The organism is Desertivirga xinjiangensis, from assembly GCF_024436435.1.
Taxonomy (GTDB): domain Bacteria; phylum Bacteroidota; class Bacteroidia; order Sphingobacteriales; family Sphingobacteriaceae; genus Desertivirga; species Desertivirga xinjiangensis.
This window is the reverse complement of the sequence record NZ_JAFMZP010000001.1, coordinates 888,258-914,813: the sequence shown is the minus strand read 5'-3', so window position 1 is coordinate 914,813 and position 26,556 is coordinate 888,258. Positions and strand designations below refer to the sequence as shown.

Sequence of the window (26,556 nt, the reverse complement as noted above, 5' to 3'; positions counted from 1 at the left end):
ATATTAACCATTAAAGATAATTATTATGGGAAGTCCCCTTGTTGAAAGTCAAGTAGGTGCAAAACCTAATCTCGAAGTATTCTCCTCTACTTTACAGGAACTGGCTGAAACAGACAAAGATATTGTAGCTGTTACCAGCGATTCGCGGGGATCAGGAAAACTAGTACCATTCGGAAAAAAATACCCGAAGCAGATCGTTGAAATAGGAATTGCAGAACAAAACCTCGTGGGTGTTGCAGCCGGACTCGCCTCTGCTGGCAAAAAAGCCTTCGCTGTTTCGCCAGCCTGCTTCCTTACTGCCCGGGCTTTGGAGCAAATAAAAAACGATGTGGCCTACTCAGACAACCCGGTGAGGCTGATCGGTATCAGTGCGGGTGTAAGTTACGGAGCCTTGGGTTCAACTCATCATAGCTTGCACGATTACGCTGCACTCCGCGCCATCAATAATCTTATTGTTGCAGCTCCTGCCGACAATTATGAAACCGAACAGGCCATTAAACTGGCTGCAGCAAGCAATAAGCCGCTTTACCTGCGTTTCGGCAAAAAGAATATGCCATTGCTAACAACAGATGAAGAGGTTCCCTTTCAATTTGGTAAAGGCAGAGTGATCTGCAAGGGTTCTGATCTGACATTTATTGCTTGCGGGGAAACCGTTTACCCGGCTCTTCAGGCAGCAGAAAAGTTAAGGAACGAACAGGGCATTGAAGCTACTGTCATCAGTATGCATACGATTAAACCCTTGGATAAGGTTTTATTACAAGAGATTGCGGAGAGTACAGGCGCTATCATCACCGTAGAGGAGCATAGTATTTACGGGGGACTTGGGGAAGCCTGTGCATCCTTCCTGCTGCAAAATCAATACAACAAGCCCTTCAAAATTGTAGGAATACCTGATGAATATACGGTCACCGGCTCCCAGGTAGAGATCCTGGATCACTATGGCATTTCTAAAGAGGGCCTGAGCAATACAGCATTAAAACTATTAGGAAAAATGTAAAAAAAATATAAATAGACACCGAAAAGCGTCGCAAACCCAATAAACCTATTAAACCAACCAACATACAACCATTATGAAACTAATCACAGCAGTCTTGCTGGTCCTTGTGCTGGCAGCTTGCTCCTCTTCCGATAAAACCAGGCAACCAAATAAAATTGCCATAGTTGTTTCCACGCTGAACAACCCCTGGTTTGTTTTTCTGGCGGAAACCGCAGCAAAAAAAGCCAAAGAACTCGGATACGAATCAAAGATCTTCGATTCGCAGAATAACACAGCACTCGAAAGCGATCATTTTGAGAACGCTATTGCCGCTGGTTATGATGCCATCCTCTTTAATCCTACTGATGCTGCCGGATCAGTGGCAAGCGTTACCAAAGCGAAAAAGGCTGGAGTGGCAGTATTTTGCATGGACAGGGAAATAAATTCTAAAGATGCCGCTGCTTCCCAAATTCTCTCTGACAGTTATTCAGCCTGCATAGAACTCGGTAAACTCTTCGTAAAATCATTAAACCAAAAAGGAAATTACGTAGAGCTCCTGGGGATCGTTTCTGACAACAACACCTGGAACCGTTCAAAGGGGTTCCATAGCGTGGTAGATAATTACCCCGGCTTAAAGATGGTTGCACAGCAAAGCGCTGATTTCGACCGAAACAAAGCAATGGAGGTGATGGAATCCATTTTACAGGCGCATCCGGATATCGACGGCGTGTTTTGCGGAAATGATGCCATGGCAATGGGCGCCTACCAGGCTCTGGTTGCAGCGGGAAAAGCCGATAAAGTTAAGGTTTATGGATTCGATGGTGCTGAAGATGCTATTAACTCTATCAAAGAAGGAAAGTTAACGGCAACTGCTATGCAGTTCCCTAAAGTAATTGCTGAACTGGCAGCTACTTATGCCGACGAATTCTTCAAAGGAAAGACAGACTTCCCCAAAAAACTACCTATTCCCGTGGAAGTAGTAACCACCGAAAACATCGACAAATTTATTGCTTACGGAAAAAAAGACTAAACGATGCTACATATGAAGAAAGGAATTAAATACCTGCTCATAGCTGTCTGCTTTGTATTACTTGCCTATAACTCAGTTTATGTGAAAAAGCTAAGTGATATGAAAAAAACTGAAGAAAAAGCTTTTGATGCCTATGCATACGCAAAGGACTTCCTGTACAAAAAGGTACCGGCCGGAAAAGATAAGGCTTTAGACCTAAGCCAGCTTCTTGCAGATCTCAAAAACAATCCACGCCAGGCATTTTCCAATTCCCACGCACAAAACAACGGCGACATCCGCTTTTTTATGGTCAAAGGTAAGGGGCAAATTACCAGGATCGATGACAGCAATACTTATCTCTCGCTTCCTGGCAGCTCCGCACAAATTGCGCTTGCCACCGAATATATCATAGGCAATGCCGCACGGGATGGCTCAGGCATTATTTCCGTAGACGAATTTACCACCACCATGGATATGAATACGGTTTCGGAAGAGCTTAATAAACTAATCAGAGCCGAGGTACTGCCGCCTTTTGAAGCGAAAGCGAAACAAGGCGATATCGTTGATTTTACCGGATGTATTGAATTGAATCAAGCCAGAAGCCTGCCCGATACGATTGAGGTGATCCCTCTTATTCTCGAAGTAAAGTAAGCTATCAAATGACAACATGTTAGTAGCAGAAAACATAGGTAAACGATTTTCGGGGGTGATTGCCCTGAACAACGTCAGCATGGATTTACCAGGCGGAAAGGTGACTGCAATAATCGGGGAAAACGGCGCAGGGAAATCTACCTTGATGAAGATCCTTTCGGGAGTATATCCTGACTATGAAGGAAGGATCATATTTAAGGGGCAAGAAGTACATTTTGCCAATCCGAAAGAAGCGCAGCAGCTCGGCATAGGAATTATCCATCAGGAACTGAACCTTATCCCCGATCTTAGTATCCGGGAAAATATTTTCCTGGGCAGGGAAATAGTAAACAGCTGGGATATCCTCGATAAAAAAGCTATGCAGCAAAAAACGCAGGAGCTCCTAAACAAACTAAAATTAAATGTTAGTCCGGATACCCTTATCCGGGATCTCAAAGTAGGACAGCAGCAGGTTGTGGAAATTGCAAAAGCACTGCTTACAGATTCGGAGGTAATTATCATGGATGAGCCTACATCCGCCATTAGTGATCACGAAGTAGAGATCCTTTTCAGTATTATCGAAGATCTTCGAAACGAAGGAAGGGCTGTTGTTTACATCTCGCATAAGCTGGATGAGCTGTTCCGCATTGCCGATCGTTACATTGTGCTCCGCGACGGGCAGGTTACTGAAAGTGGTAGCATGGATGAGGTAAATCACGACACCATCATCAAAAAAATGGTTGGCCGTGAGATCAAAACGATCAGCAAGGTGCACCGGGAATCCGCAACGGGAGAACTACTGGATATCCGTAACCTGAGCCTCGCAACCCAAAATGGCACAAAAAAAGTATTGCTTGATAACGTTTCATTAAAACTGAACAGCGGTGAGATATTAGGCATCTTTGGTTTAATGGGAGCCGGACGAACAGAATTATTAGAGACTATTCTCGGCTTACATAACAGCTCCAGCAATGGGGTGATAACTATGGAAGGCCAGCCTTTAAAAATAAATTGCCCGCAGCAGGCCATCAAAGCCGGCATTGTACTGGTGCCGGAAGATCGTAAAAAAGATGGTTTGGTTTTAGGCCTGGATGTAAAAACAAACATCAGCCTCAGTACACTTCATGACATACAGCAGGCTGGCTTACTGAGTAAAGGGAAAGAAATGCAGCTTGCTGAAAAATACACAGCATCGCTTTGCATCAAAACCCCGTCCCCCCATCAGCAGGTAAAAAATCTGAGCGGCGGAAATCAGCAAAAAGTAGTTCTGGCCAGGTGTCTTGCCACAAAACCTAAAGTGCTGATGCTTGATGAACCAACCCGGGGAATAGATGCGAACGCCAAGAACGAGATTTACAAACTGATTATGGAACTATCTGAAGCCGGACTGGGTATCATTGTAGTGTCCTCAGAATTGCCTGAAATCCTGGCTGTCTCAGACAGGGTCCTGGTGATGTCGGAGGGTAAGATCACAGCTGAATTCAGTTCTTCTGAAGCAAACGAAGACAATATTTTAAAGGCAGCAATCCCTAAAACCATTTAACAGATATTAAAATGAGTATTTCTAAATACCGTTCAACACTCACAAAATTCCAATCATCCATAGCTCTCTTTTTACTTTGCCTTGCGTTAAGCTTACTCTCAGACAAATTTCTGACTGTAGATAACGGATGGAATGTGTTACGCCAGATCTCGGTAAACATTTGTATTTCTGTAGGTATGACCCTGGTGGTTCTTACTGCAGGAATCGACCTTTCTGTAGGTTCCATGCTGGCTTTAAGTGGTGCCATTGCAGCCGGCCTTTTGAAGTTTGGCATTGAACTGCCCGACAACGATCTGTATATAGGTTTTACTATACTGGGCACTATAGTTACAGGAATTTTAACCGGCTCAGCATTGGGTTTCTTTAACGGCTGGGTAATTACAAAATTTAAAGTGCCGCCCTTTGTTGCCACCCTCGCTATGTTAACCATTGCCCGTGGTTTGACCATGTTATGGACAAAAGGTTACCCTATTTCCAGCCTTGGAAATGAATTCGGTTATATTGGCACCGGATGGTTTTTAGGCATCCCGGTTTTGGTGTGGATTGCAGCGATCATCATCGCAGCCTCCATCATTCTCACCAACAAAACTTCCCTTGGACGCTACATTTATGCTATTGGAGGCAATGAAAATGCCTCGCGCCTTTCCGGAATCAACATCAATAAAGTTAAAATCATTGTCTATACGATAGCCGGAGCCCTGGCCGCTGTCGGGGGAATCATGGTTACCTCACGATTGGATTCAGCCCAACCGAACGCCGGTATGAGTTATGAACTCGATTCTATTGCAGCGGTGGTAATTGGGGGCACTTCCCTTTCCGGGGGAAGAGGAACCATCATGGGAACCGTTCTTGGCGCAATCATTATCGGAGTACTAAACAATGGATTAGTACTTCTTGACGTATCGCCCTTCTGGCAGCAGGTGGTAAAAGGATTTGTGATCCTTCTGGCTGTAATTATTGATAAAGTAAACTCCAAAGCAGAGTAATGACAAAAAGAACAAATTCTTTAATCCTGGCCATTGACCAGGGCACAAGCAGTACAAAAACAATTGTTTTTAATCATACAGGCCAGGTTTTAGCCAAAGCTACTGTACCTCTTAAAACCCATTACCTGGAAGGTGGCTGGGTGGAGCAAAACCCAGAGGATATTTACCGAAATGTCATCGACTCCGTACAGGCCTGCCTTAAGACCTTCGAAGGTAATGGTGGTGACCTATCCGAGATCAAATCCTGCGGCATTTCCAACCAGAGAGAAACATTTGTCCTTTGGGATAAAAGCGGAAAACCTTTATATAATGCAGTAGTATGGCAATGTAAGCGCTCTATCCAAATCTGTTCTGAGCTTAAAGCGCAGGGATTGGAAGAAATGGTCAAAAGCAAAACCGGCCTCATTATCGACCCCTATTTCTCAGGAAGTAAGCTCATCTGGCTAAATCAGAATAATGAAACCGTTCAAAAGGCTATTCAGTCAGGGGATGCTTTTTTTGGAACGATAGATACCTGGCTCCTATACAAATTAACAGGTGGCGAACAATACCTTACAGATCATAGCAACGCCTCACGAACTTTGCTTTTTAACCTCAAAAGTCTCGATTGGGACAAACAGTTAATTGACAGCTTCGGCCTGGCAGGTATCAACCTCCCTGGCATTAAGCCTTCTGCTTTTCAGTACGGGGAATCTTCTTTTGAAGGTCTGTTTAGTCAGGCCGTGCCTATAGCTGCCATGATCGGAGATTCGCATGCAGCCGCTTTTGGAGAAGGTTGTTTTTTACCAGGAACAGCCAAAGCAACTTTAGGTACCGGCTGCTCTGTCCTGATGAATATTGGGTCAGAGGCGAAAACTTCAGCCCAGGGCATGATCACTACCATTTGCTGGAGTACGGAGCAAAGGGTCGATTACGCTTTGGAAGGCGTTATTGTATCCTGCGGCTCAGGTATCGAATGGTTGAAGAACGAACTGGGACTTTTTTCCGACAGCCGTCAGACAGAAGAGATGGCCATTTCTGTAACCGATAATAACGGAGTGTATCTGATACCAGCCTTCAGCGGATTAGGAGCGCCGCACTGGGACATGAGCAGGAAAGCGTCGATCAATGGTTTAACATTCAATTGCACAAAAAATCATATCGTCCGGGCTGCCCTGGAATGTATTCCTTACCAGATTAAAGACGTCTTAGAGGCTATGGAAGGAGATACCGGAATTGAGATTAAAGAGCTTATGGTTAATGGCGGAATGACCTCCAATAATTTCGTTTTAAGCTTCCTGGCCGACCTCCTGGACAATGCCCTTATCAATAGCCAAATGCCCGATGTATCGGCCCTGGGTGCCGCCTACCTCGCAGGCCTCGGCTCAGGTGTATTTAGCAGTCTTGAAGAAATCAAAACATTGTATAGGCATAAATCTGCCGTTAGCAAAGGCAAATACGCAGAGGGAATGGAGAATTGGTATGGGGAATGGAAAAAAGTTGTAAGTTCTAATAATGAGCAGATAACCATTTAGCATGGTTAATCTCTAAAGCTCACAACTTGTTACTTATTACTAACTTTGTCGCAAATGGCCGATTTCCGCTTAGAAGTATTTTACACTGTTGCCAGGCGTTTAAGTTTCACTAAGGCTGCACACGAGCTTTTCATCACACAGCCGGCAGTAACGAAACACATTCACGAATTAGAAGAAGAGTACCAGGCAAAGTTATTTGAACGAAATGGAAATCGTATCGCCCTCACACAGGCAGGAAGTATCTTGTTGAAGCATACCGAGCAGATATTCTCCATCTATCGCCAGGCAAAGTTCGAAATTAATACGATCAGCAATCGCAGCAATGGAATTCTCCGCCTTGGAGCAAGCACTACTATTTCGCAATACCTTATCCCGCCCCTGCTGGCGCAATTTCACGATAAATTTCCGGGGATCAGAATCAACCTGATCAATGGAAATACCGAACTTATTGAGCAAGCTCTTATCAAGAAAGAAATCGATCTCGGCTTAATAGAAGGTCATACCAAAAACCCGCAGATCAGTTATTCTGAATTCGTAAAAGATGAAATAGTGCTGGTTTGCAGCAATAAGCACCCATTAGCTAAATCAGCAGAAATAAGGTTGGAACAATTGCAAAGAATACCGCTGATCCTCAGAGAAAGAGGCTCAGGAACCCTGGAAGTACTTGAACATTTTCTGGAGCCCTTAAAATTAAAGTTATCCGACCTTCAAATAGAGATGCAGCTGGGAAGTACTGAAGCCATTAAATCCTATCTATCTCATTCCAGCTGCGTGGCCTTCATCTCTATTCATGCCATACTTCGGGAGTTAAACTCTGGAGAACTTCGGATCATCGACGTGGCAGGATTAAATATAGACCGTTTCTTTTATCTCATCCATTTACATGGGATGGTCGACGGACTTTCCGACATATTTATCAAGTTCTCAAATTTATTCCGCAACCGGAAATAGCAAAAAATTATCTTTTAAACCAGTTTTTTCTTCGGTTCCTTCTGTGTTTAATAATATCACCCAGGGTGGTATATCGGGAACCTCCTTCATTAGATTTAGAAACCGCAATGCGTTGAGAGGTATAAATACCAGAGTGCCCGCTAAAATAGTAGGCTGTAAAACAGGCAACCGCGTAAAACAAAGCATATTCTCCCCCGAAAAGCTCTATTCCCATAAGGGTACATGCCAGGGGAGTATTTGTCGCTCCGGCAAAAACGGCAATAAAACCAAGAGCTGCCAGCAAGCTGGTTGGCGCATTCAGAATCTCAGACAAAGTATTTCCAAGAGTTGCACCGATATAAAACAAAGGCGTTACTTCCCCCCCTTTAAAGCCGCTGCCTAAAGTTATTGCGGTATAAACACTTTTCCAGAACCAGCTCCACCAATCTGCTCCTCCGGCTTTGAATGCAGAGCTGATAGTAACCGCCCCTGAATATTCAGCATCAACTCCAAGGCTCAGGTAGTCGGGTTTTCCCAGTATAAAGGTCAGTGCAATGATGATCCCGCCACCCAAAACAGGAATCAACCATTTCCTGGAGATAAGCTCCAGGAACAAATTCTTAATGCCATAAGTAAGTTCAGAAAAAAAATAGCTAGCCAGACCAAAACCTATGGAGGCAATGAAGATCTTTGCCAACAATAAAAGATCTAACGAAAAGTAATCCAGAAAAAGATGTGGAACAGCAGGAATGATATCAATGTGATAAGTGGTGTGATGTACGCCCAGGGCAGTCACCGTAAGGTCGCCGATAATACCGGCGATCAAACATGGGAGCAGCGCTGAATACTGTATTCTACCTATTGCCAAGACTTCAATTGCAAAAATGGCACCCGTGAGCGGAGTACCAAACACTGCTCCAAAAGCAGCTGCAACGCCCGCTGTCAGTAAAATCTTTGTATCTGGGAATTTTAGCTTACACCAGGAGGAAAACATCGATGCAACACTTCCTCCGATCTGTACTGCTGTACCTTCCCTTCCCGCAGATCCGCCAAACAAGTGAGTGATCACCGTAGTGATTAAGATGATGATTCCCATCCTTTTTGGCACTCCGGCGCCCGGCTCATGGATCTCGTCAACTATCAGGTTATTGCCCTTTTCTGAGGACTTCCCTGCTTTTTGATAAATAAAATGGATCAGCACTCCCGCAAGCGGCAGTAAATACAGTAGCCAGGTATTACTGAAGCGGTATGCAATGGCTGCATGTAATAAGGTAAGAAACAGGGCAACCATAACCCCCGACGCTATCGCAACCGGAATCACCAGGAAGGTCCATTTCAATAAGTTCTTTAAAATAGTTAGCTGTTCGCCCAGGTTTTCTTTTACTGATTTCGTTGATGTCGCCTTATCCATTCATAATCATTTGTCTGTCACGCATCGAAAACCTACATGCTCCATGCTGCTGTCTTCCGTGCTCTTCATGCGCCTGGCAACCCGGTATCCTGAGCAGTAACTATCATTGCATAAAAATGAACCGCCTCGTAACACTCTCTTGCTGGCCTCCGGTTCGTCCGGATCTAAACTTGTAGAGGGCCCTTGGGGATCGATCACTCCATTTTTTACCTCTTCATAATAAGTGTGATGATAGAGATCGGCACACCATTCCCAGACGTTACCAGCCATATCGTACAAACCATACCCATTAGGAGCGAAAGATCTTACCGGTGCTGATAAATAATACGTGTCCATAAGACTATTCTTATCGGGAAAATGTCCCTGCCAGAAGTTTGTTCTGGGTTTCCCTGTATTTACTGATTCATTGCCCCAGGGATAAATATTATTTCTTAAGCCACCCCGAGCAGCATATTCCCATTCGGCCTCGGTAGGCAAGCGTTTGCCAGCCCATTTAGCATAAGCCTGAGCATCGTACCAGGAGATATGAACCACAGGGTAATTCTCTTTTCCTTCGATATTAGTTCCCGGTCCGCCAGGATGCTTCCAGTCTGCCCCAGCTTTCCATTCCCACCACTGTGAAAAATCATTTAAGGGAACTGGGGTTTTGGGAGCATTAAACACCAATGAAGATGCTACCAGCACACTCTCGTCAGGCTTTGGAGTTCCGGGAGGCAATTGTTTTTTAAGCTCTTCCCAGTCCGGTTTCTTTTCAGCAGTAGTAACATAGCCGGTTGCTTTAACAAATTTTGCGAACTGTGCATTGGTCACTTCTGTGGCATCGATCCAAAACCCTTTCAATTTTACCTTATGTTTCGGAAACTCATCGGCTGATGCCTGATCATTGTCCCCGCCCTGCTCAAACTCCCCTGCTTCAACCCACACCATTCCTATATGAAGCGAATCGGTCTTACCTTCTGTATTAACAGCAACAGAATCCGACGCACCTGATTGCTGTGATGCCTTTCCAGACTCACCACATGATGAAATAAGCACGGTGATCAATCCGGTAAATAATATATAGCTTACTGCTTTGCAGGAAAGTATCTTCATCGCGACTAATATTTATTCAAATGTAACTAATATTAGTAAACGACAAGTTTATAGATTTAAGCACGGATGAGAGTATTGCGAGGGCTTTAAGCTATCCGGGAAGCGGCTGAAAACAACTTTTAACTAACAGCTATTCAACACGTGATTTTATGGCAATTTCCCGAATTTGGTACGGGCTTGGTAGGGGTCAGGTACCTGTTATTTAATAACCATTCCAGTGCATGTCCATAGACTCGCCTGTCCCCAGGCCTGTCATAGAGTTAGCGTAGCGCTCTGTGGGTTCAGACTCGTTAAAGCACCATTCCCGACGCCCGGTCAAATCATAGACGCTCACAAATTCAACCACGACCTAAACTCTTCTGCCCTGTCTTCACTCACTACCACCATAATATTTCCCGGCGGAGGAGGCGAAAGCTGGATCCTTATCCGGTTCCGCGAAAGTTTGAGCATCTCTTTAATAGATTGAATATGAATGATAAACTTGCGGTTTATCCTAAAAAAATTTTTCATTGAGAGTTGAGGAGCCAGGCTGGTAATTGTTTCTTCCAGGATATAGGATTCTCCATTGCGCGTAAACAGATAAAGATATTTTCCTTCAGCCATGAAGTAAGCTATTTCTTCTGCGTCTACTGTCCTTAAACGGCTGCCCAGACTAACCATAAAACGGTTTCGCTCTCTGCCAGGCTGGGCAGCAGGTTTAGCAGCTAAAGGCGAAGCAATTCCAACAGAGATACCCGAAGAAATGCTGGTCAGACCGGAATACTTTTTAAGCGCCTGCTCCACATCCGATTTATCAAAAGGCTTTAACAAATAATCGATTCCTTGATTCTTGAAAGCCTCAAGGGCGTACTGATCATATGCCGTAGTGAAGATCACAGGGCATTTTACACTGGTTTGCTGAAAGATCTCAAAGCTTTCACCATCACCGAGATGGATATCCATGAAGATGATATCTGGCGAATTTTTATTCAACCAATCGACCGCCGATTCTATAGTGCCCAGAATAGCGAGAACCTCAATATTCGAGTCTATCTGCTTAAGCATATTTTGAAGTTCGCTGGCAGCCAGCTCTTCATCTTCAACTATTAAAACATTCATCGCTGGTACCCCCGGGGATGAATGTATAAAAAAAACTCCGGTCTTTAAAAAAAGCCGGAGTTGATCACTACTAGGTGTAGTATTAGCGGGTTATCTTAAATCAGGATTTAGAGATACTGCTTCCCTTGGGAAAGGCAGCGTATATCTTGGGTCATTCTGACGAAGAATATATTGTTCTCCATCATAGGTGTGAATAATTTGCGGCTGACCATTACGGCGCAGATCGTACCAGCGGTGCCCCTCAAGAGCAAGTTCTAAAGCCCGCTCTTCCAATATCTCGTTTAATAAAGCAGCACCGCTCAAAGCATTTATACGTACAGACTCTGTTGAATAGAAGTCCGGAGTAAGGCGTTTTGCTTTTAAAGCCAACAGGGTTTCTTTTGCAAGAGGCTCGTTACTTTCGTGATAAGCGGCTTCAGCCTTGGTAAGATATAGCTCCGCATTACGGAAACTAACTACAAACTCTTCCCCGCCTTTTATCGAACTATAGCGACTGCCACTTCTTCTGAAAAACCTCGTTCTTCTCAAATCTTTATTTTCAGCATATCGATTAATAAAATCAGGAGAAATATAAACAGATCCAGAAACACTGGTCGGGAACGTATGCTCAAGGGACATTACACTTTCAACAGATTGAAAGTGGTTTGGAAGTTTACTGTCTGTCAAATTAAAATCCTCCAAACGACTGTCCATATCTAAGGCCTTTTGTGCTGCATCGAGAGACTTTTTCCATTCAGAGCGGTATAGATGTATGCGTGCTTTCAAAGCCAAAGCGGCCCGTCTGGTGAAACGATAATTTTTACCTAATTCGTAGCTATTGACACTTAGACGTGGTTCGCCAGCCTCAATATCTTTGAATATCTGTTCATAAACTGCTTCTACGCTTGCCGGCTTGTAATCCTGTTCCAAATCGATCTCTGTAGAAATCGGAACTCCGCGATCTGTAGCCGCGGTTGCAGTATTATAAGGCTTAGCAAACAAGTTCAGCAACTCAAAATGGCTATATGCTCTCAGAAGGTAAGCCTCACCCACAATTTGGTCAACCTCTACTGATTTCCCTGCATCAGCTTCAGCAGATGCAATGATGTTATTCGTATAAAAGACTACCTGGTAAAAGAACTGGTAAGGAAACGGGGTTGTAACGGGATCAAAATCGGTATCTTTCCAAAAGTAGATATCCCTGTTATAAACGAACTGCTCTGAAAAGTCATTCAGAATCAGTTCGTCCGTCCTCAAAGCAAGCAAGCTTTTATGTTGAGGAAAGTAGGAATAAGCTGATGTCAACAAGCCCCTGTAGTCTTCTGTCGTTTTCGGAAGTACCCGGCCCACAGGTTCAACATCAAGGTATTTATCGCAGGAGCTTAATGAAAGCCCTGCCAGCAAAAGTGCTGATATTAAAATTCTTTTCATTCTATTAAAAACTAGCGTTGATACCAAAGTTGATTGATTTAGTTATCGGTTGTGCGTAGATATTACCGTAGGTTTCCGGATCAAAGTATCCGTCATGATTCTTTCCGATCACAAAGAGATTATTACCCTCCACACTAATTCTTAAATTGTTAGCGCGGATTTTCTTTGCTATTACAGAAGGAAGGGTATAACCCAATCGCATGCTGTTTACTCTTAAATAACTCATGGACTTCGCCCAGAAATCAAAATATCTGTATGAATTCAATGCATCGTTTCCGTTCATCCAAATATTTACCATATAGCGGCTTCCGTCAGCTGTACCGGCTCCAATCAGACCCGGAAGTGTAGTATTTGTATTTTGGGGAGACCAGGCATTAAGAATTTCACGGCTGCGATTTTCACCCCGGTCTACCAGCGCCGGATTATAGGCGTCTGAACGCAACACCATTTGATCAAGGCTGAAGCTGGTGGTCACGGTCAGGTCAAGGTTACTGTATCTGAAACGATTGATGAAACCGCCCGTATATTTCGGATCCAGATTGCCTGCATAAGTAAACAGGTTTTTATACTCACTGGTAGCCATTGTTGATTCCACCAAATAACCGGGGGCGAAATCTGCCCACGGATCGTATAACTTGAAGAAATCTTCATAAGACAATACTTGTCCATCTTTCGTAAATTGAGGATAGCCCTGTGCATCCAGTCCTGCAGTCTTAATGACGAACAAAGAGTTTACAGGATACCCTTCTCTTGATGGTGTCAATGAATCGTCCCTCACATCCTCCCTGATTACCTCACTTTTATTATGCGCGAAATTAAAGTCAGTTGACCAGCTAAATTTAGGAGTATTGATATTTCTTGTTGATAAAGAAAGTTCAATACCACTGTTTCTTATTCTCGCCCAGTTCCGGCTGGTAAAACTGAACCCTGTTTCTGGCGACAGCTCCTGAGCACCTATCAGGTCTTCACTATCACGACGGTAATAATCAACGGTAAGCTGAATGGCGTTTCTAAATATACCGAAATCTAAACCACTGTTAAATGTTGAGGTTTTTTCCCAGCGTAATTTATCGTTCTGAGGCGAGCTTACTGTCAGCGACGTTTCAGGGTATCCGGGAAGAATAGTTTGATTCTCATAGTTACCTATTAAGTATGGGGATGTCGTTTTATCGATATTTCCCTGGATACCATACGAACTCCTTAAACGCAAGTTAGAAAGCCAGTTTTTATCTTTAAGAAAACTTTCTTCTTTTGCATTCCAGGCACCTGAAATTGAATAAACGGGCAGCCATTTATATTTGGGATCTACTCCGAAAAAGTCAGAGCCATCATAGCGAAGGCTTCCGTAGACCGTATAACGACTGTCGTACGTGTACGACGCTATCCCATAAAATGAAGCAAATGCATTTTCCTGCTTTGTTCTTACCTGGCCTCTGTAGATTGCATCATCAGTACTGCCACTTCCCTCAGGGAATATAATGGGCTTGGTTGTAAGGGTTAGTGGATTATAACCAAAACCTCTTGACAAGAAACTATCGCTGTTGGTACGACGCAGCTCAGATCCCCCCAGTAATTCCAATTCGTGTTTTTCATTGAAGGTACGTTCGTATTCCACTATACCCTTCCAGTTATACTGAAAAAACGATTGATCGGTATTTTCTAATATACCTCCTTCAGGCAAAAAGTATTTCAACACTCCCCCATCGCGATAATATGAGCCAAAACGGATTTTACGATTATAATAACTGTTCTGCCCACCGTAGCGGTTTGTGCGACTGTCCTCAAATTGCAAGCCCAGTTCGGTCCTTGCTTTAAGAGATGGAAGAATCTGCCAGCTCAAATCAAACAAGCCTTTAAGGCTTTTATTGTTTAAGGAATAATCTGTATTTTCTCTCTCTTCGATAGCATTGAAGGGCAGATAAATATCTTCTAAAGCAGTTGTCCCTCCAGCAATATCCGGATCGTATGCGAAAGCTCCATTAGCATCCCTGATGCTCAAATATGGATTTACTGTTCTTGAATATTTTGACGGATTAGTAAACGCTGATGTTTCAGTAAGATACCCGGAACGATCAGCAGATGTTCCAAATAACGCTACGCCTGCTTTTAACTTAGAAGACAGATTAAAGTCAGTTTTCAAGGTAACGTTATACCTTTTTAAACCAGTACCGATCGTCGATCCTTTCTCATCATAGTAAGCACCCGAGAAATAATAATTCGCCTGATCTGAACCACCTGATAAACTAGCTGAGTACTGCTGATTAACCGTAGTTTGAAACAACTCTTTACCCCAGTTGGTATTCGTGTTTCTTAAAGCATTGATCGCGTCCTGAGCTGGCTGACTTAATCCTGCGAAACCATTCTGACGAAAGTTGCTCAATTCATTATATTGATCCAGGATCCGCGAAACACCGCCCATAGAACTTCTGTAGGTAAGGTCCTCTCTAGCCGCTAATCCTAACTCCCAATCCACTTTCTCAGCAGAATTCATCAGGTTCAATTTGCCAAGATCAGTACGCTGGCCAATAAAGGTATTTGCACTGAACCCAACCTGCATCGGACCTTTTTTACCTTTTTTGGTAGTGATCACAATTACACCATTAGCAGCCCGTACGCCATAGATCGCGGTAGCTGCAGCATCTTTTAGGATACTAATATTGTCAATATCATCAGGATTCAGACCTGCAATCGGAAAATTTCTCAATTGATCAATCTGATCTTTTTCATTAAGATTCAAACCAGGAAAACTAGTTCCTTCCAAAGGAATCCCGTCAAGTACCCATAAAGGATCCTGTGAACCCTGAAGAGAAGCTGTACCACGAATACGGATCTTTGGAGCTGCATTAGGACCGCCATTGGTCGTAGTAACCGCAACACCCGCAACCTGTCCCTGAAGCATCTGATCTACCCCGGAAACACCTGCCTGCCTGATCTTCGCGTAATCAACTACCGAAGATGCTGTTGTATTTTTACGCTTATGGATATCGTTATAACCGGTAACAATCACTTCATTCAGTTTATTATCGCCGCTTTCCAGAACAACATTCACATTCGATCTATTGCGAATGTTTACCAGCTGCGATTCAAAACCAAGGAAACTAACTCTGATATAAGTTGTGCCTTCAGGAACGTTCAAAGAAAAGCGTCCGTTGACATCAGTAACCGTTCCAATCGCCGAATTCTGGATTACGCCCGGCACGTTTGTCTGTTCTCCTATTGTGGATTTATCCACAAAAACAGAGGCACCAGGGATCGGCTTGCCGTCATCCTTGGCGATGACCTGACCTTTTACATTCACCTGTCCCTGTGCAAAGCTGTTCAAGCCGGCACCGAGCAGGAAGAGAAGAAGTAAAAATTTATTCATTATGATATAGTTATTATTTGACATTTTAATTCATTTTAAGACTTTGTTTAATCCTTAATATAAGATCCTGGTAATGGCTTCTGGTGATCTCATCGCCTGTTTTACTCTTTTTTTCTAAAAGTGATACTGTTCTTATCAGTTGGCCGCGCTTTATTACACCAACATCAGACGTTCTGCTCATTGCGCTGAAATAGAAATTGCGCAGATCAGCAGACTCACTATGTCCAGCTCCATTGTGTTTATGAGTGTTAACCGCCAAACTCGCAGGTTCCAGCATATAGCTGCAGCCTAAAGGCTGCTCTTCCCTGATTGCTTTTTTTGAGATCTTCTCCAGCAATTTATCTGAACTTACCAGAAGCGCATCTACAAAATTCTGCTGTGCCATGCGCTCCAGAATGGAAAGTGAATGACCTTTAGAAGTTGGTTTAAACACCAAGTCAGCTGTTTTCTCCAACAGTTGCGATGCTGTAAATGTATCTTCCCTCCCCAGCATAAGCTCGGTCTCCAGCATTCTTAATAAACGATCGTCGGATAACATATTGTACATCAAATCATACTGCCAGGCGCGTCTCAGGCTATACGGGCCATCTTCAAAATAACCCAAGGGGGAATCTCTCAACGGAAAGCTTTTCTTCAACAGATCGTTATTGAAAAGCCACTCAGGCATCGGCAACAAAGCCTTGCTGAAAAAGTCAAAAGCCTCGGTCTGCCGTGCCACAGACACCGGCGTATAGGCATCTTTACCATCACCTTTTACAGGTTTTTCCAGGTAAAAACCGCCAATGTTCGACAACACATGCTCCATATAGGTTTTCCACTGACCTAATGCGGCAGAATATAGTCTCCCTGACCTTTCGTAGTTACGGTCAGTCTCTGCCGACCAGGAAAGGATTTGAGGGATCAGGCGCTTAAGGTTTTCCATGCCGTAAAAGCTTGCCTTCACATTATTATCACCCAGGTCCTCCGACTGTGCCCGAGGGTCAATAACTTCCATAGAGCTTTGCTGTTCACCGTAGTGATACAGCGGGTCATTTTCATGTTTTCTGATCCAGGCAGAAAGTGTTTCAAACTCCTCATGGGGATCGCGGGTATCTAACCAGCGATAGCCCCATGCAATGGCGTATTTATCATACACACCTATCTGGGGAGTTATTTCAGTCACGTTATCGCCCGGCTGGGCCACATAGTTAAAGCGTGCATAATCCATGATCGAAGAAGCTGTTCCTCCCATACGTTTTGTAAAGGAAGCCGAACGCAGCGAGTCTACCGGAAAGGCATGAGAAGCACTCATATTATGTTTTAAACCCAGGGTATGCCCGATCTCATGCGAGGACACAAAACGTATAGCATTACCCATCAGCTCGTCCGAAAACTTGTTTCCCCGTGCCGTTTCATCGATCACACCGGTTTGCACACGCATCCAGTTCTGTAAAGAGCCCATTACGTTGTGCCACCAGATGACGTCAGATTCCAGTATTTCACCAGAACGCGGGTCGACCACCGCAGGTCCCATGGCATTCGACTTTGGCGAAGCAGCGTAAGTCACTACTGAATAACGTACGTCATCTGCATCGAAGTCAGCAGTATCGGTTACCTCTCTGGCCTGAATGGCGTTTTTGAAACCAGCCTGCTCAAAAGTTTTTTGCCAGTCCCTGATTCCATCCTTAATATAAGAGCGCCATTGAGGAGGGGTTGCAGGATCGATATAAAAAACTATCGGCTTCTTCGGTTCCACCAGTTCTCCCCTTTTATACTTCGCGATATCCGCAGCAGCCGGCTCTAAACGCCAGCGGGTGATAAGCTCCTTCTTTTCCATCTGATGCTGTTCATCAGAAAAATACCATCTTGGGGTGCTGAAGTAACCAACCCTGGCATCTGCAAAGCGGGGAACCATCGGCTTCTCGGGCAATAACAGGATGTTTGATGTTACGGTGATACTCACCGGCATAGTGGTTTTGCCTTCCGTGACCGTAGTGGTAAGCAATGAACGCACTACCAGGTTTTCAGGAAAAGCTTTTATCACCTCTATGGCAGAAAGTGCCGACTTCGGACTACCGCCCAGACCAATACTATTGAATACATCATTGAAGCTGTTCTCTGTTCCGTCGAAAACCTTATTTACTTTAATTAGAACAGTGGTAGAATCGGAGTTGTAGGCTTCAATTTTAAAATTTTCAATCACCGAGCCTGTGAAATTATCTTTCACCGAACGAGTGATAGCATCATTTTCCGGTGATCCTACTTGTGGGACGATCGTATTCACCCAAAGTGTACCTGATCTTTTATTGAGATTAAAGCGAATGACTTTGTTCTCATAATTCATTCCCTTGTTAATTCCGGCTTCGTTAATTGCAAGCGGAACTGATGATATTTTGTTTACCAGTAAAAAATCCCGGTTGAACAAACTCAACGGAATCTCAAAGTAATAATCGTTTTCAACCAGGTGTACTGTGAAAAGACCCTTACTTGAGCTTGCCTTTTTTAAAATCTGAGCATAATTCTTCTTTTTGTCGTTTTTGAGAGAGTCTTTAGAGGAGTCACCTGCTGAATCTTTTCCGGTTTCCTTGACAATCACGGCACCTGCTCCTTTTTTCTGAGCGAAGGCTGGAAAACCTATAAGAAAAGTAGCAATTATAGCAACACAAAACCTGACTTTATTATGAAAAAAGCATTCCACCATTCCTTTTCTTTCGATATTTACTTGAAAGATGATGAAAACTTAACATTTTTGAAACAATAGAAGAGTGAAGCCATCGATTAACGGTGCGAATGCGCTGTTTCCAGGAGTGTAGGTAAAACAAACTCAGGACGGCACGACGCAATGGTCTGATCTCATTCTTTGTAATAAATCAGGGGAAGATAGCATTTATACGTATTGCCCTCCATACCATGTTTAAAGTGCTCAATCCCATAATGCTTGTAGATGTTTTCTATATAGGCCCAGCCCTGTCCGGAAGAATCGCCTTTGTCTTTTCTCAGTTGCAAATTATTCGATACGACCAGACAATCCCCCTCTTTAGTGACAGTAATAGTGAGAGGGTTAGACCTAGATACGATATTGTGCTTAACCGCGTTCTCTATGGCAGATTGGATGCTTAAAAATGGGATTTTGGCCGGCCCTATATGCTGGAGATCTGCCTGATGCAATTGCAAGGCTTCACCAAAGCGAATTTGTAGCAAAAAGCTATACTGCTCGGCAAAGCGGATCTCTTCATCTAAGGTTGACAGCCCGTCCGGGAAATCGTTCAATACGTAGCGGTAGACTTTCGATAGCCGTACTACAAATTCCTTAGCCTGCTCAGGATCCTGACTGATCAAGCCATTCAAAGAAAGCAATGAATTAAACAAGAAATGGGGATTGATCTTCTCTTTAAGCTTTCCGAGCTGAAGCAGTGCATTTTCTTTTTGTTGCTTTTCTGATATAATTTCGAGCACTTGATTTTCAAGCACAAGTTCCTTTTGAGTATTTTCAGCCTGCTGCCTTAGCAGGAATTGCCTTTGCCAGCGTTTCTGAGCAAGTATCACTATCGTAATCACCAGGAATACACAGCAGATGCCAATTGCCAGGATATAGTTCCTGATTTCCCTGGCATCTTCGTCGATCACCGAAACCGGCGTGTCCATTACAAACAGCCATTGTTCTGAACCCACAGTTAAAAAACTGTAATACCGGATTACCGGCACGTTTAAATAACTCGAAACGACGGTGTCGCTAATTCTGTAATTTTTTTTCAATCGTCTCATTAACTCCGGCACGGAGAGTCGGGTCAATATTTTGCGGCCGATCATTTGCTCGTCCGGATGAGAAATGCAGAGGTTATTTAAAGTAGTTATAAAAGCATAAGATTGCCATATATAATCGGTCTGTCTGAAGTAATTCTGTAACTCAAGCAGGTCAATATCGAATCCAAATGCGATTTGAGTGCCGTCTGCTAATAGTAGTCTTCGCCCTAGTAACCAATGCAGACGTCCCTGGAAATTTAAAAACTCCGAATTTGTATCATTCCTGGCTAAAGGGTTTACCAATACTCTGTCAACCCAGCTTTTAACAAAATCAGATTGTACAGGCACAACGGAACCTGAAGTATCCCGCTTGAAGCTCTTGAAAGAACTGTCTCTTCCAGAGATGACTGAATACCAAATTTTTACTATTTTTTTATCTGAAAAAAGGGTACTTGTTAAGGCCGGATAAAGCAGAGATACATCTTTCACAGTTTCAGCCTCCCGAAGCAGATTTTCGGCTGTGGTTATTGTTTCTACAGATACATTGAACTGGTCACGATAGAATGCTGCCTTCTGTTGATGTTGATACCCCGTTAATGAAGCCGAAATATCACTAACTGTCTTACTTAAGCGATCATTGATAAAGAAAGCTATGCTGACGAAACTTCCAAGGATCAAAAAAGCAATAAGAAGTAAATATTTGCGGTTGTTCATAGAAATGTTTGCAGGACAAAACTAGAGAAATAGATTGTCTTAGTTTATTACTCATTCCAATAAGTATTATATCATAACACTGGAATTTTTCCCGTGACAACTTCCCTGAATGAATTTCTTCTAATCACAGTCTGACCATCTTCTGAACAGTCTTCCATCATCTATTGAGATGGCTATGAGATCCCTTTGAGATGGAGGATCCTAGTCTCAGTATGATCTCTGTCTACTCTCCTTCTGAGCTGCTTCTACACTTGTTCGACAATTCTCGAACCAGCGTAGAAGAAACTCAGAGAGAAGTCGGTAGGAGGTCATTAGGAATGTAGACGCCGTATAAAAGCGTGGTAAGAGAAATCCGGATGGCTGTTAATTTGATCCGCTAATTGTCTTATCCTCACATCCTCAAATTCCGTCTCACTTCATTAACGAGATAATAAATATCAAAAGGTTTGGAAATGAAAGCGTCCGCATAGCCATCCTTAATAACTTCTGCGGAGTTTGCATGAGCCGACATCAAAATTACCGGGATTTGGCTGGTTGAATCGCTTTGCTTGACCATTTCACATAACTTTCTCCCGTCACCGTCGGGTAACATAATGTCAAGTAAAATTAAATCCGGAACGTCATGAGAAGAAAATATAGAATTTGAAAATTCAGTAGCTGAAGAAGAAGTTTCCACAGAGAACCCCTCTTCCCTCAAAATTAACTCAACTATCTCACAAATCGACTCATCATCCTCCACCACATGTATATTCTTACTCATAAATCTTCGCTAAAAAATGCGGTATATCCACAAACAGATAAAATACAAGTAAATTATAAATAAGTTTTAGAATTGTGATTTTCCGGAATGTACTCCATTTCTAACCAGGATATTATTCGCCAACCCGGTGCTGCTTTCTTTCTGATTCCTTGCTTATATCTTTTCAGCTTCAAAGCCCGCTTTCTTAACGGCTGCTATGATTTCATCAGCGTCAGCAGTACTTTCACTTGAAACGCTTAAGATCCTTGATGGATCCAAAAGATCTACGTTCCAGTAATTTTCTCCCACAGTTTCATTTAAAGCTGGCGTAACCGCATTTAAGCAGTTGCCACATTTGATCGTTGTTTTAAATTTTAAATTTTCCATTGTTGTATATTCTGTTTAAAAATATGTTGATTAAAGTTTAAGTGCTTTTAACCGTAAACTGTTGGTTATCACCGAGACGGAACTCAGTGCCATTGCCGCACCTGCAATCATTGGATCTAGTAAAAATCCGTTAAAGGCATATAACGCGCCTGCAGCTACCGGAATCCCTATCACATTATAAACAAAGGCCCAAAACAGATTCTGACGGATAGTTTTGACAGTTCTCTTTGACAGCTTTAGCGCCTTTGGAATTGATTGCAGGTCTGACGTAATTAAGGTCATTTTGGCTACATCCATAGCAATATCCGAACCTTTTCCCATAGCTATACTCACATCAGCCTGAGCCAGCGCATGCGAATCATTAATTCCATCGCCAACCATAGCGACTGTTTTTCCCTGCTCCTGAAGTTTTTTTAGAAAATCGGCTTTTTGCGAAGGCAGAACCTCTGCTTCGAACTCTGAGATCCCAAGCTCCGCCGCAACCGCTGCAGCAGTTTCTTTATTATCGCCAGTGAGCATGTACACGCTAATATCCATACTCTTCAGCGCATCAACCGCTGCCTTGGAGCTGGCTTTTATTTTATCCGCGATAGCTATTATAGCCAATACTTTACTGGTGTCGGCAAAATAAATCACAGTATTTGCTTTTTGTTGCAATCCTTCCGCAAAGGATGAAAGCTTTTCATTGATCTTAATTGAATTTTCCCGGATCAGGTTGCGGTTACCGGCAAAATAGGTTTCTCCCAAATAGCTTCCTTTCACCCCCCTGGCGGTAATGCTTTCAAAATGGTCCAGCTTACTTGAGCCAATTCCTTCGTTTTTCAGCTCTTTAACGATCGCTTCGGCCAGAGGGTGCTCCGACTGGATTTCCAGGCTGTAGAGGATACTTTTCAGCTCCAAGGTGTTCACTGTTTCATCAAGCCAGTTAATTTTGTTTACTACAGGCTTTCCTTCAGTGATGGTACCGGTTTTATCGAGAATTACAGCATTTACCTGATGAGCAAGTTCTAAGCTCTCTGCGTCTCTGATCAGGATGTTGTTTTCGGCTCCTTTTCCTACTCCTACCATAATTGCTGTGGGCGTTGCCAGGCCCAGAGCACAGGGACAAGCTATCACAAGAACGGTTACTGAAGTTAGCAAAGCATGTGTAAAAGCGTTTTCACCTCCTATCAATATCCAGGTGAGGAAGGTTAATATTGCAATGCCTATAACTACCGGAACGAAGATCCCGGCGATCTTATCGACAAGCTTCTGTACCGGTGCTTTACTTCCCTGTGCTTCCTGAACCATTTTTATAATATGAGCCAGCAAAGTGTCACTGCCTACTTTTTCAGCTATGAACTGGAAGCTGCCTTTTTGATTTATTGTCCCCGCAAAAACTTTATCTCCCTTAGATTTTTGAACCGGAACAGGCTCGCCAGTGATCATACTCTCATCCACAAACGACGAGCCTGAAATTACAGCACCGTCAACCGGCAGTTTTTCCCCAGGCCTGACAATAATTACTTGATCTTTTACAACTGACGCAATTGAAATCTCCTGCTCGGAATCGCCTATCATCACTTTAACGGTTTTAGGCTGTAAGCCCATCAGCTTCCTGATAGCTGAACTGGTATTAGATTTGGCTTTTTCCTCTAAGAACTTCCCAAGAGATATAAAAGCAATGATCACTGCTGCTGCTTCAAAATATACATGCGGATGGATGCCTCTGCTATGCCAGAACTCAGGATTCAGGGTATTAAAGGTACTGAACAGAAAAGCGATACCCGTGCTCAGTGCTACCAGTGTATCCATATTGGCTTTGCCGTGCCTTGCCTGTTTCCATGCGTTCAAGAAGAAATTTCTCCCAAACCAGAAAAGAACTACGGCTGTTAACGCCATCGAAATCCAGGCTCCATAGGGCATATCCATAAAAAACATTCCTATGATCACAACCGGAAGGGAAAGTATAGCAGCCCATATTGTTCGGTACTTTACTTCTCTATAGTGTTTCAGCTGCAAGTCCTCCTGTTTTGCCAGAGGATCTTCGGCGTCCACAATAAGATCGTAGCCAACCGAACGAATTGCTTTTTGAAGCTCTTCCGGCGATGTAAGAGCTTGATCATACTCCACCCAGGCCGTATTATTTGCAAAGTTGACTCCTGCCGCAGACACACCTGCAGCTGATTTCAACATCGACTCAACGCTTACAGCACATCCGGCACAGGACATTCCTGTAACCGGAAATGTTTTTTTTATATGGTTTTGAGTCTTTCTTCTGTTAGATAACTCTTGGTTCACTGACATAACAATTATTTATTGCAAAGTAAGCGGTAATCAGGATCCAATCTTTATATAATTATCTGAAAGAGTTATAAATTTTATTAAAAACAAGCTTATATGACAACGATCATTTTTCTCTCAACAGAAGAAAATTAGTTTTGATTGCGCAGGAAATACAGCAAATATCAGGAGGAACTAATTATAGCTATAGAAGCGTCCTAACAGACAAATTAAACGTTTCTTTTAATGCTTTTTTGGCAGCATGGTAACCGCACATTCCATGAACGCCTCCTCCTGGAGGTGTTGAAGATGAACAGATATAAATTCCCTTTGCTGAGGTTTTATAAGGAGAAAGCGAAATTACCGGTCGGGTAAAAAGCTGACCTAGATCAATCACCCCGCCATTAATATCACCACCAATATAATTGGGGTTATACGCCTCCATTTCCATGGAATTAAAAACATGCCTGGCCAGGATCCGTTCCCTGAAGCCTGGTGCAAAGCGCTCCACCTGTTTCTCGATAGCTTCGGTCATATCTACCCTCGAGCCATTTGGCACATGGCAATAAGCCCAGGCCGTATGCATTCCGGCGGGTGCCCTGCCTGGGTCAAATAAGCTTTGCTGAGCAAGGAGCACAAATGGGTTCTCAGGAATTTTGCCGCTGGCGGATGTGCGTTCACTGAGTTCAATCTCTTCAATAGTATTGCCAAGGTGTACCGTTCCGGCATTCCTGCACTGCTCTGCACTGAAAGGAATTTGTTCGTGTAATGCCCAATCTACCTTAAAAACGCCCATGCCATAACGGTAACGCTGCAGCTGCCATTTATAAATTGACGAAAACTTATGCCCGGCAATTTCCAGCAACTGTTTAGGTGTTAGGTCAAACAATAAAGCACGAGCCGAAGGCAACTGACTTAATGATGTCACATAGAACCCTGTTTCTATCTTCCCGCCAAGGGATTCAAAATAAGAGGCTAATGCTTTTGCAATTTCACCGGAACCACCTTTAGCAACTGGCCAGCCACCCAAATGTCCGGCGGCACTTAATACAAGTCCGATAGCAGAGGTCGCCAGGTTTGAAAGCGGCTGAATAGAATGAGCAGCCATACCGGCGAATAAGCCTTTAGCCTCTTTTGTGGAAAAGCATTTGGATAACTGCAAAGCAGAGGTCATGGCCTTCAATCCGAATTTTGCCATTGCAATGGGATTAGACGGAATGCTTAAGGGCGGTCCCAAAACATCTTTATTAATAGATGGCCAGGCCTCGACCAGCGGTTTCATCAAGTCTAAATAGGTATGCTTATCTTCGCCTAAAGACCCGGCTGTTTTATCGATCGATTCCGTTAAAATGGCGACCTTACCGTCATCAAAAGGATGTGCGGCAGCTATTTCCGGATAGATGAACTCCAATCCATGCTCATGTAAGGGTAATGTTTTAAAGAACGGAGATGCAGCAGCCATCGGATGGACGGCAGAACAAATATCATGTACGAAGCCAGGCAGAGTCAGTTCAGCCGAACGCATGCCCCCTCCAATTTCATCTTTTCCTTCAATAAGCAAAACAGACAGCCCCGCTTTTTGGAGAGTAATTGCAGCCGCCAGGCCATTTGGCCCCGAACCTACTACAACAGCATCATATTCCCTATAACTCAATTCCTTCTTTTATTTTAAATTGTGTACTATAAACCTTAAACTTACTATTTTAAAAGATATAATTACAACCAATGCTCGAGCTAATAAAACAACCCTGGCCCTGGTACACATCAGGCATGGCAATCGCAGCCATAATGATCACACTCTTGCTTTTCGGCAAGACCTTCGGATTTTCCTCTAATCTCAGAACTATATGTACCATCATGGGTGCGGGGAAAACAGTAGAGTTTTTTGATTTCGATTGGAGAACAAAAAGATGGAACCTGCTCTTTTTGTCCGGATCGTTACTGGGCGGATTCCTGGCCTCCAGTTTACTGAAAAACGATGAGCCCTTACAACTTTCCACCGCTACAATCCAGGACCTTAAAGGGCTAGGAATTATCTTCGATGGCAAGTTGAACCCCGCTCAGATCTTCGGATGGGAGTCTGGCACTTCATTCAAAAATGCGATATTGTTGTTAGCTGGCGGAATATTAATTGGCTTCGGTACCCGCTATGCAGGGGGCTGCACTTCAGGCCATGCTATTAGCGGCTTGTCAAATTTACAGATACCTTCCCTGGTTGCAGTTATTGGATTTTTTATTGGCGGCCTTCTAATGACTCACCTTTTATTACCCTTAATTTTTTAAAGCATGAAAGGCTTACGATATATTCTGACAGGTTTAGTATTTGGTGTGATCATGGTAAAATCGGAAGCAGTTTCCTGGTACCGTATTCAGGAGATGTTCCGTTTCCAATCCTTTCATATGTATGGTATCATTGGCACAGCCGTTTTCCTGGGTATAGTTGCGGTTTTTTTCATTAAAAAACTAGGATTAAAAGACACCGAAGGTCAGCCAATCACCATCCCGAATAAAGAACAAGGCTGGAGAAGGTATCTGATCGGCGGTTCTATTTTTGGATTAGGCTGGGCGCTTACAGGCGCTTGTCCGGGCCCCATGTTTGTAAACATCGGTTACGGCTACTGGTCTATGATCATCGTGGTGACCGGTGCGTTGCTCGGAACGTATCTCTATGGAGTGTTTCAAAAGAAACTCCCTCATTGAACAATTCATCTGTTTTGCCCCTCTCCCCTGTGACCTAAGTCACTTGATGAGCACCACTTTAGTCATTC

20 protein-coding genes are annotated in these 26,556 nt (G+C 43.5%); 9 read left to right on the top strand and 11 right to left on the bottom strand.

Translation table 11 applies throughout. From position 1 onward, the window contains the following. Positions 1-25 precede the first annotated feature (25 nt). The 7 genes from J3P37_RS03790 (at position 26) to J3P37_RS03760 (ending at position 7,609) form a co-directional block, all read left to right on the top strand. Entirely contained in the window at positions 26-997 is a 972-nt protein-coding gene (locus J3P37_RS03790) for a transketolase family protein (RefSeq protein ID WP_256009672.1), read from the top strand. 73 nt (positions 998-1,070) lie between these two features. Continuing rightward, on the top strand, positions 1,071-2,006 hold the full coding sequence (locus tag J3P37_RS03785) for a D-ribose ABC transporter substrate-binding protein (RefSeq protein ID WP_256009671.1): 936 nt from the start codon (positions 1,071-1,073) through the stop codon (positions 2,004-2,006). 12 nt (positions 2,007-2,018) lie between these two features. After that, the gene (locus J3P37_RS03780; protein ID WP_256009670.1) at positions 2,019-2,636 is read left to right on the top strand and encodes a DUF2291 domain-containing protein; all 618 of its coding nucleotides are present in this window, start codon (positions 2,019-2,021) and stop codon (positions 2,634-2,636) included. 16 nt (positions 2,637-2,652) lie between these two features. After that, a complete protein-coding gene (locus tag J3P37_RS03775) occupies positions 2,653-4,158 on the top strand; it encodes a sugar ABC transporter ATP-binding protein (protein ID WP_256009669.1) in 1,506 nt (501 codons plus the stop codon). An 11-nt stretch (positions 4,159-4,169) separates the two neighbouring features. Further along, complete coding sequence (locus J3P37_RS03770; protein ID WP_256009668.1) at positions 4,170-5,144, top strand: ABC transporter permease; 975 nt, start codon at positions 4,170-4,172, stop codon at positions 5,142-5,144. After that, entirely contained in the window at positions 5,144-6,658 is a 1,515-nt protein-coding gene (locus J3P37_RS03765) for an FGGY family carbohydrate kinase (RefSeq protein WP_256009667.1), read from the top strand. Before J3P37_RS03770 ends, J3P37_RS03765 begins: the two co-directional genes overlap by 1 nt. A gap of 54 nt (positions 6,659-6,712) precedes the next feature. Further along, the gene (locus tag J3P37_RS03760) at positions 6,713-7,609 is read left to right on the top strand and encodes a LysR family transcriptional regulator (RefSeq protein ID WP_256009666.1); all 897 of its coding nucleotides are present in this window, start codon (positions 6,713-6,715) and stop codon (positions 7,607-7,609) included. 7 nt (positions 7,610-7,616) lie between these two features. Here J3P37_RS03760 and J3P37_RS03755 read toward each other — a convergent pair whose 3' ends face one another. From J3P37_RS03755 to J3P37_RS03705, 11 genes are all read right to left on the bottom strand, one after another. Beyond that, complete coding sequence (locus J3P37_RS03755; protein ID WP_256009665.1) at positions 7,617-8,999, bottom strand: voltage-gated chloride channel family protein; 1,383 nt, start codon at positions 8,997-8,999, stop codon at positions 7,617-7,619. 6 nt (positions 9,000-9,005) lie between these two features. Then, complete coding sequence (locus tag J3P37_RS03750) at positions 9,006-10,091, bottom strand: formylglycine-generating enzyme family protein (RefSeq protein ID WP_256009664.1); 1,086 nt, start codon at positions 10,089-10,091, stop codon at positions 9,006-9,008. 330 nt (positions 10,092-10,421) lie between these two features. Continuing rightward, on the bottom strand, positions 10,422-11,189 hold the full coding sequence (locus J3P37_RS03745) for a LytR/AlgR family response regulator transcription factor (protein WP_256009663.1): 768 nt from the start codon (positions 11,187-11,189) through the stop codon (positions 10,422-10,424). A gap of 90 nt (positions 11,190-11,279) precedes the next feature. Beyond that, positions 11,280-12,599 (bottom strand): RagB/SusD family nutrient uptake outer membrane protein, encoded by a 1,320-nt coding sequence (locus J3P37_RS03740; RefSeq protein ID WP_256009662.1) that lies wholly within the window; start codon positions 12,597-12,599, stop codon positions 11,280-11,282. 4 nt (positions 12,600-12,603) lie between these two features. Continuing rightward, a complete protein-coding gene (locus J3P37_RS03735; protein ID WP_256009661.1) occupies positions 12,604-15,963 on the bottom strand; it encodes a SusC/RagA family TonB-linked outer membrane protein in 3,360 nt (1,119 codons plus the stop codon). A gap of 25 nt (positions 15,964-15,988) precedes the next feature. Then, positions 15,989-18,643 (bottom strand): zinc-dependent metalloprotease, encoded by a 2,655-nt coding sequence (locus J3P37_RS03730; RefSeq protein ID WP_256009660.1) that lies wholly within the window; start codon positions 18,641-18,643, stop codon positions 15,989-15,991. Between the two features lie 152 nt (positions 18,644-18,795). Further along, positions 18,796-20,400, bottom strand: a complete 1,605-nt coding sequence (locus tag J3P37_RS03725; RefSeq protein WP_256009659.1) for a sensor histidine kinase — start codon at positions 20,398-20,400, stop codon at positions 18,796-18,798. Between the two features lie 391 nt (positions 20,401-20,791). Beyond that, positions 20,792-21,160, bottom strand: coding sequence for a response regulator transcription factor (locus tag J3P37_RS03720; protein ID WP_256009658.1), 369 nt, complete (start codon positions 21,158-21,160; stop codon positions 20,792-20,794). A 153-nt stretch (positions 21,161-21,313) separates the two neighbouring features. Further along, positions 21,314-21,526, bottom strand: a complete 213-nt coding sequence (locus J3P37_RS03715; protein ID WP_256009657.1) for a heavy-metal-associated domain-containing protein — start codon at positions 21,524-21,526, stop codon at positions 21,314-21,316. A 30-nt stretch (positions 21,527-21,556) separates the two neighbouring features. Beyond that, on the bottom strand, positions 21,557-23,812 hold the full coding sequence (locus J3P37_RS03710) for a heavy metal translocating P-type ATPase (protein WP_256009656.1): 2,256 nt from the start codon (positions 23,810-23,812) through the stop codon (positions 21,557-21,559). A 181-nt stretch (positions 23,813-23,993) separates the two neighbouring features. Continuing rightward, positions 23,994-25,442, bottom strand: a complete 1,449-nt coding sequence (locus J3P37_RS03705) for a phytoene desaturase family protein (RefSeq protein ID WP_256009655.1) — start codon at positions 25,440-25,442, stop codon at positions 23,994-23,996. Between the two features lie 71 nt (positions 25,443-25,513). Between J3P37_RS03705 and J3P37_RS03700 the strand changes: the two genes are divergently transcribed. Beyond that, positions 25,514-26,071, top strand: coding sequence for a YeeE/YedE thiosulfate transporter family protein (locus J3P37_RS03700; RefSeq protein WP_256009654.1), 558 nt, complete (start codon positions 25,514-25,516; stop codon positions 26,069-26,071). 3 nt (positions 26,072-26,074) lie between these two features. Then, positions 26,075-26,488: a DUF6691 family protein gene (locus tag J3P37_RS03695; protein WP_256009653.1), complete on the top strand. Its 414-nt coding sequence runs from the start codon at positions 26,075-26,077 to the stop codon at positions 26,486-26,488. The last annotated feature ends 68 nt before the right edge of the window (positions 26,489-26,556 follow it).

What these genes read in the sequence shown, in the direction of transcription:
- J3P37_RS03790 (WP_256009672.1), top strand. Translation starts at nt 26, where the DNA reads ATGGGAAGTCCCCTTGTTGAAAGTCAAGTAGGTGCAAAACCTAATCTC.
- J3P37_RS03735 (WP_256009661.1), bottom strand. Translation starts at nt 15,963, where the DNA reads ATGAATAAATTTTTACTTCTTCTCTTCCTGCTCGGTGCCGGCTTGAAC.
- J3P37_RS03775 (WP_256009669.1), top strand. Translation starts at nt 2,653, where the DNA reads ATGTTAGTAGCAGAAAACATAGGTAAACGATTTTCGGGGGTGATTGCC.
- J3P37_RS03695 (WP_256009653.1), top strand. Translation starts at nt 26,075, where the DNA reads ATGAAAGGCTTACGATATATTCTGACAGGTTTAGTATTTGGTGTGATC.
- J3P37_RS03760 (WP_256009666.1), top strand. Translation starts at nt 6,713, where the DNA reads ATGGCCGATTTCCGCTTAGAAGTATTTTACACTGTTGCCAGGCGTTTA.
- J3P37_RS03725 (WP_256009659.1), bottom strand. Translation starts at nt 20,400, where the DNA reads ATGAACAACCGCAAATATTTACTTCTTATTGCTTTTTTGATCCTTGGA.
- J3P37_RS03715 (WP_256009657.1), bottom strand. Translation starts at nt 21,526, where the DNA reads ATGGAAAATTTAAAATTTAAAACAACGATCAAATGTGGCAACTGCTTA.
- J3P37_RS03710 (WP_256009656.1), bottom strand. Translation starts at nt 23,812, where the DNA reads ATGTCAGTGAACCAAGAGTTATCTAACAGAAGAAAGACTCAAAACCAT.
- J3P37_RS03765 (WP_256009667.1), top strand. Translation starts at nt 5,144, where the DNA reads ATGACAAAAAGAACAAATTCTTTAATCCTGGCCATTGACCAGGGCACA.
- J3P37_RS03700 (WP_256009654.1), top strand. Translation starts at nt 25,514, where the DNA reads ATGCTCGAGCTAATAAAACAACCCTGGCCCTGGTACACATCAGGCATG.
- J3P37_RS03745 (WP_256009663.1), bottom strand. Translation starts at nt 11,189, where the DNA reads ATGAATGTTTTAATAGTTGAAGATGAAGAGCTGGCTGCCAGCGAACTT.
- J3P37_RS03770 (WP_256009668.1), top strand. Translation starts at nt 4,170, where the DNA reads ATGAGTATTTCTAAATACCGTTCAACACTCACAAAATTCCAATCATCC.
- J3P37_RS03785 (WP_256009671.1), top strand. Translation starts at nt 1,071, where the DNA reads ATGAAACTAATCACAGCAGTCTTGCTGGTCCTTGTGCTGGCAGCTTGC.
- J3P37_RS03720 (WP_256009658.1), bottom strand. Translation starts at nt 21,160, where the DNA reads ATGAGTAAGAATATACATGTGGTGGAGGATGATGAGTCGATTTGTGAG.
- J3P37_RS03730 (WP_256009660.1), bottom strand. Translation starts at nt 18,643, where the DNA reads ATGGTGGAATGCTTTTTTCATAATAAAGTCAGGTTTTGTGTTGCTATA.
- J3P37_RS03755 (WP_256009665.1), bottom strand. Translation starts at nt 8,999, where the DNA reads ATGGATAAGGCGACATCAACGAAATCAGTAAAAGAAAACCTGGGCGAA.
- J3P37_RS03780 (WP_256009670.1), top strand. Translation starts at nt 2,019, where the DNA reads ATGAAGAAAGGAATTAAATACCTGCTCATAGCTGTCTGCTTTGTATTA.
- J3P37_RS03740 (WP_256009662.1), bottom strand. Translation starts at nt 12,599, where the DNA reads ATGAAAAGAATTTTAATATCAGCACTTTTGCTGGCAGGGCTTTCATTA.
- J3P37_RS03750 (WP_256009664.1), bottom strand. Translation starts at nt 10,091, where the DNA reads ATGAAGATACTTTCCTGCAAAGCAGTAAGCTATATATTATTTACCGGA.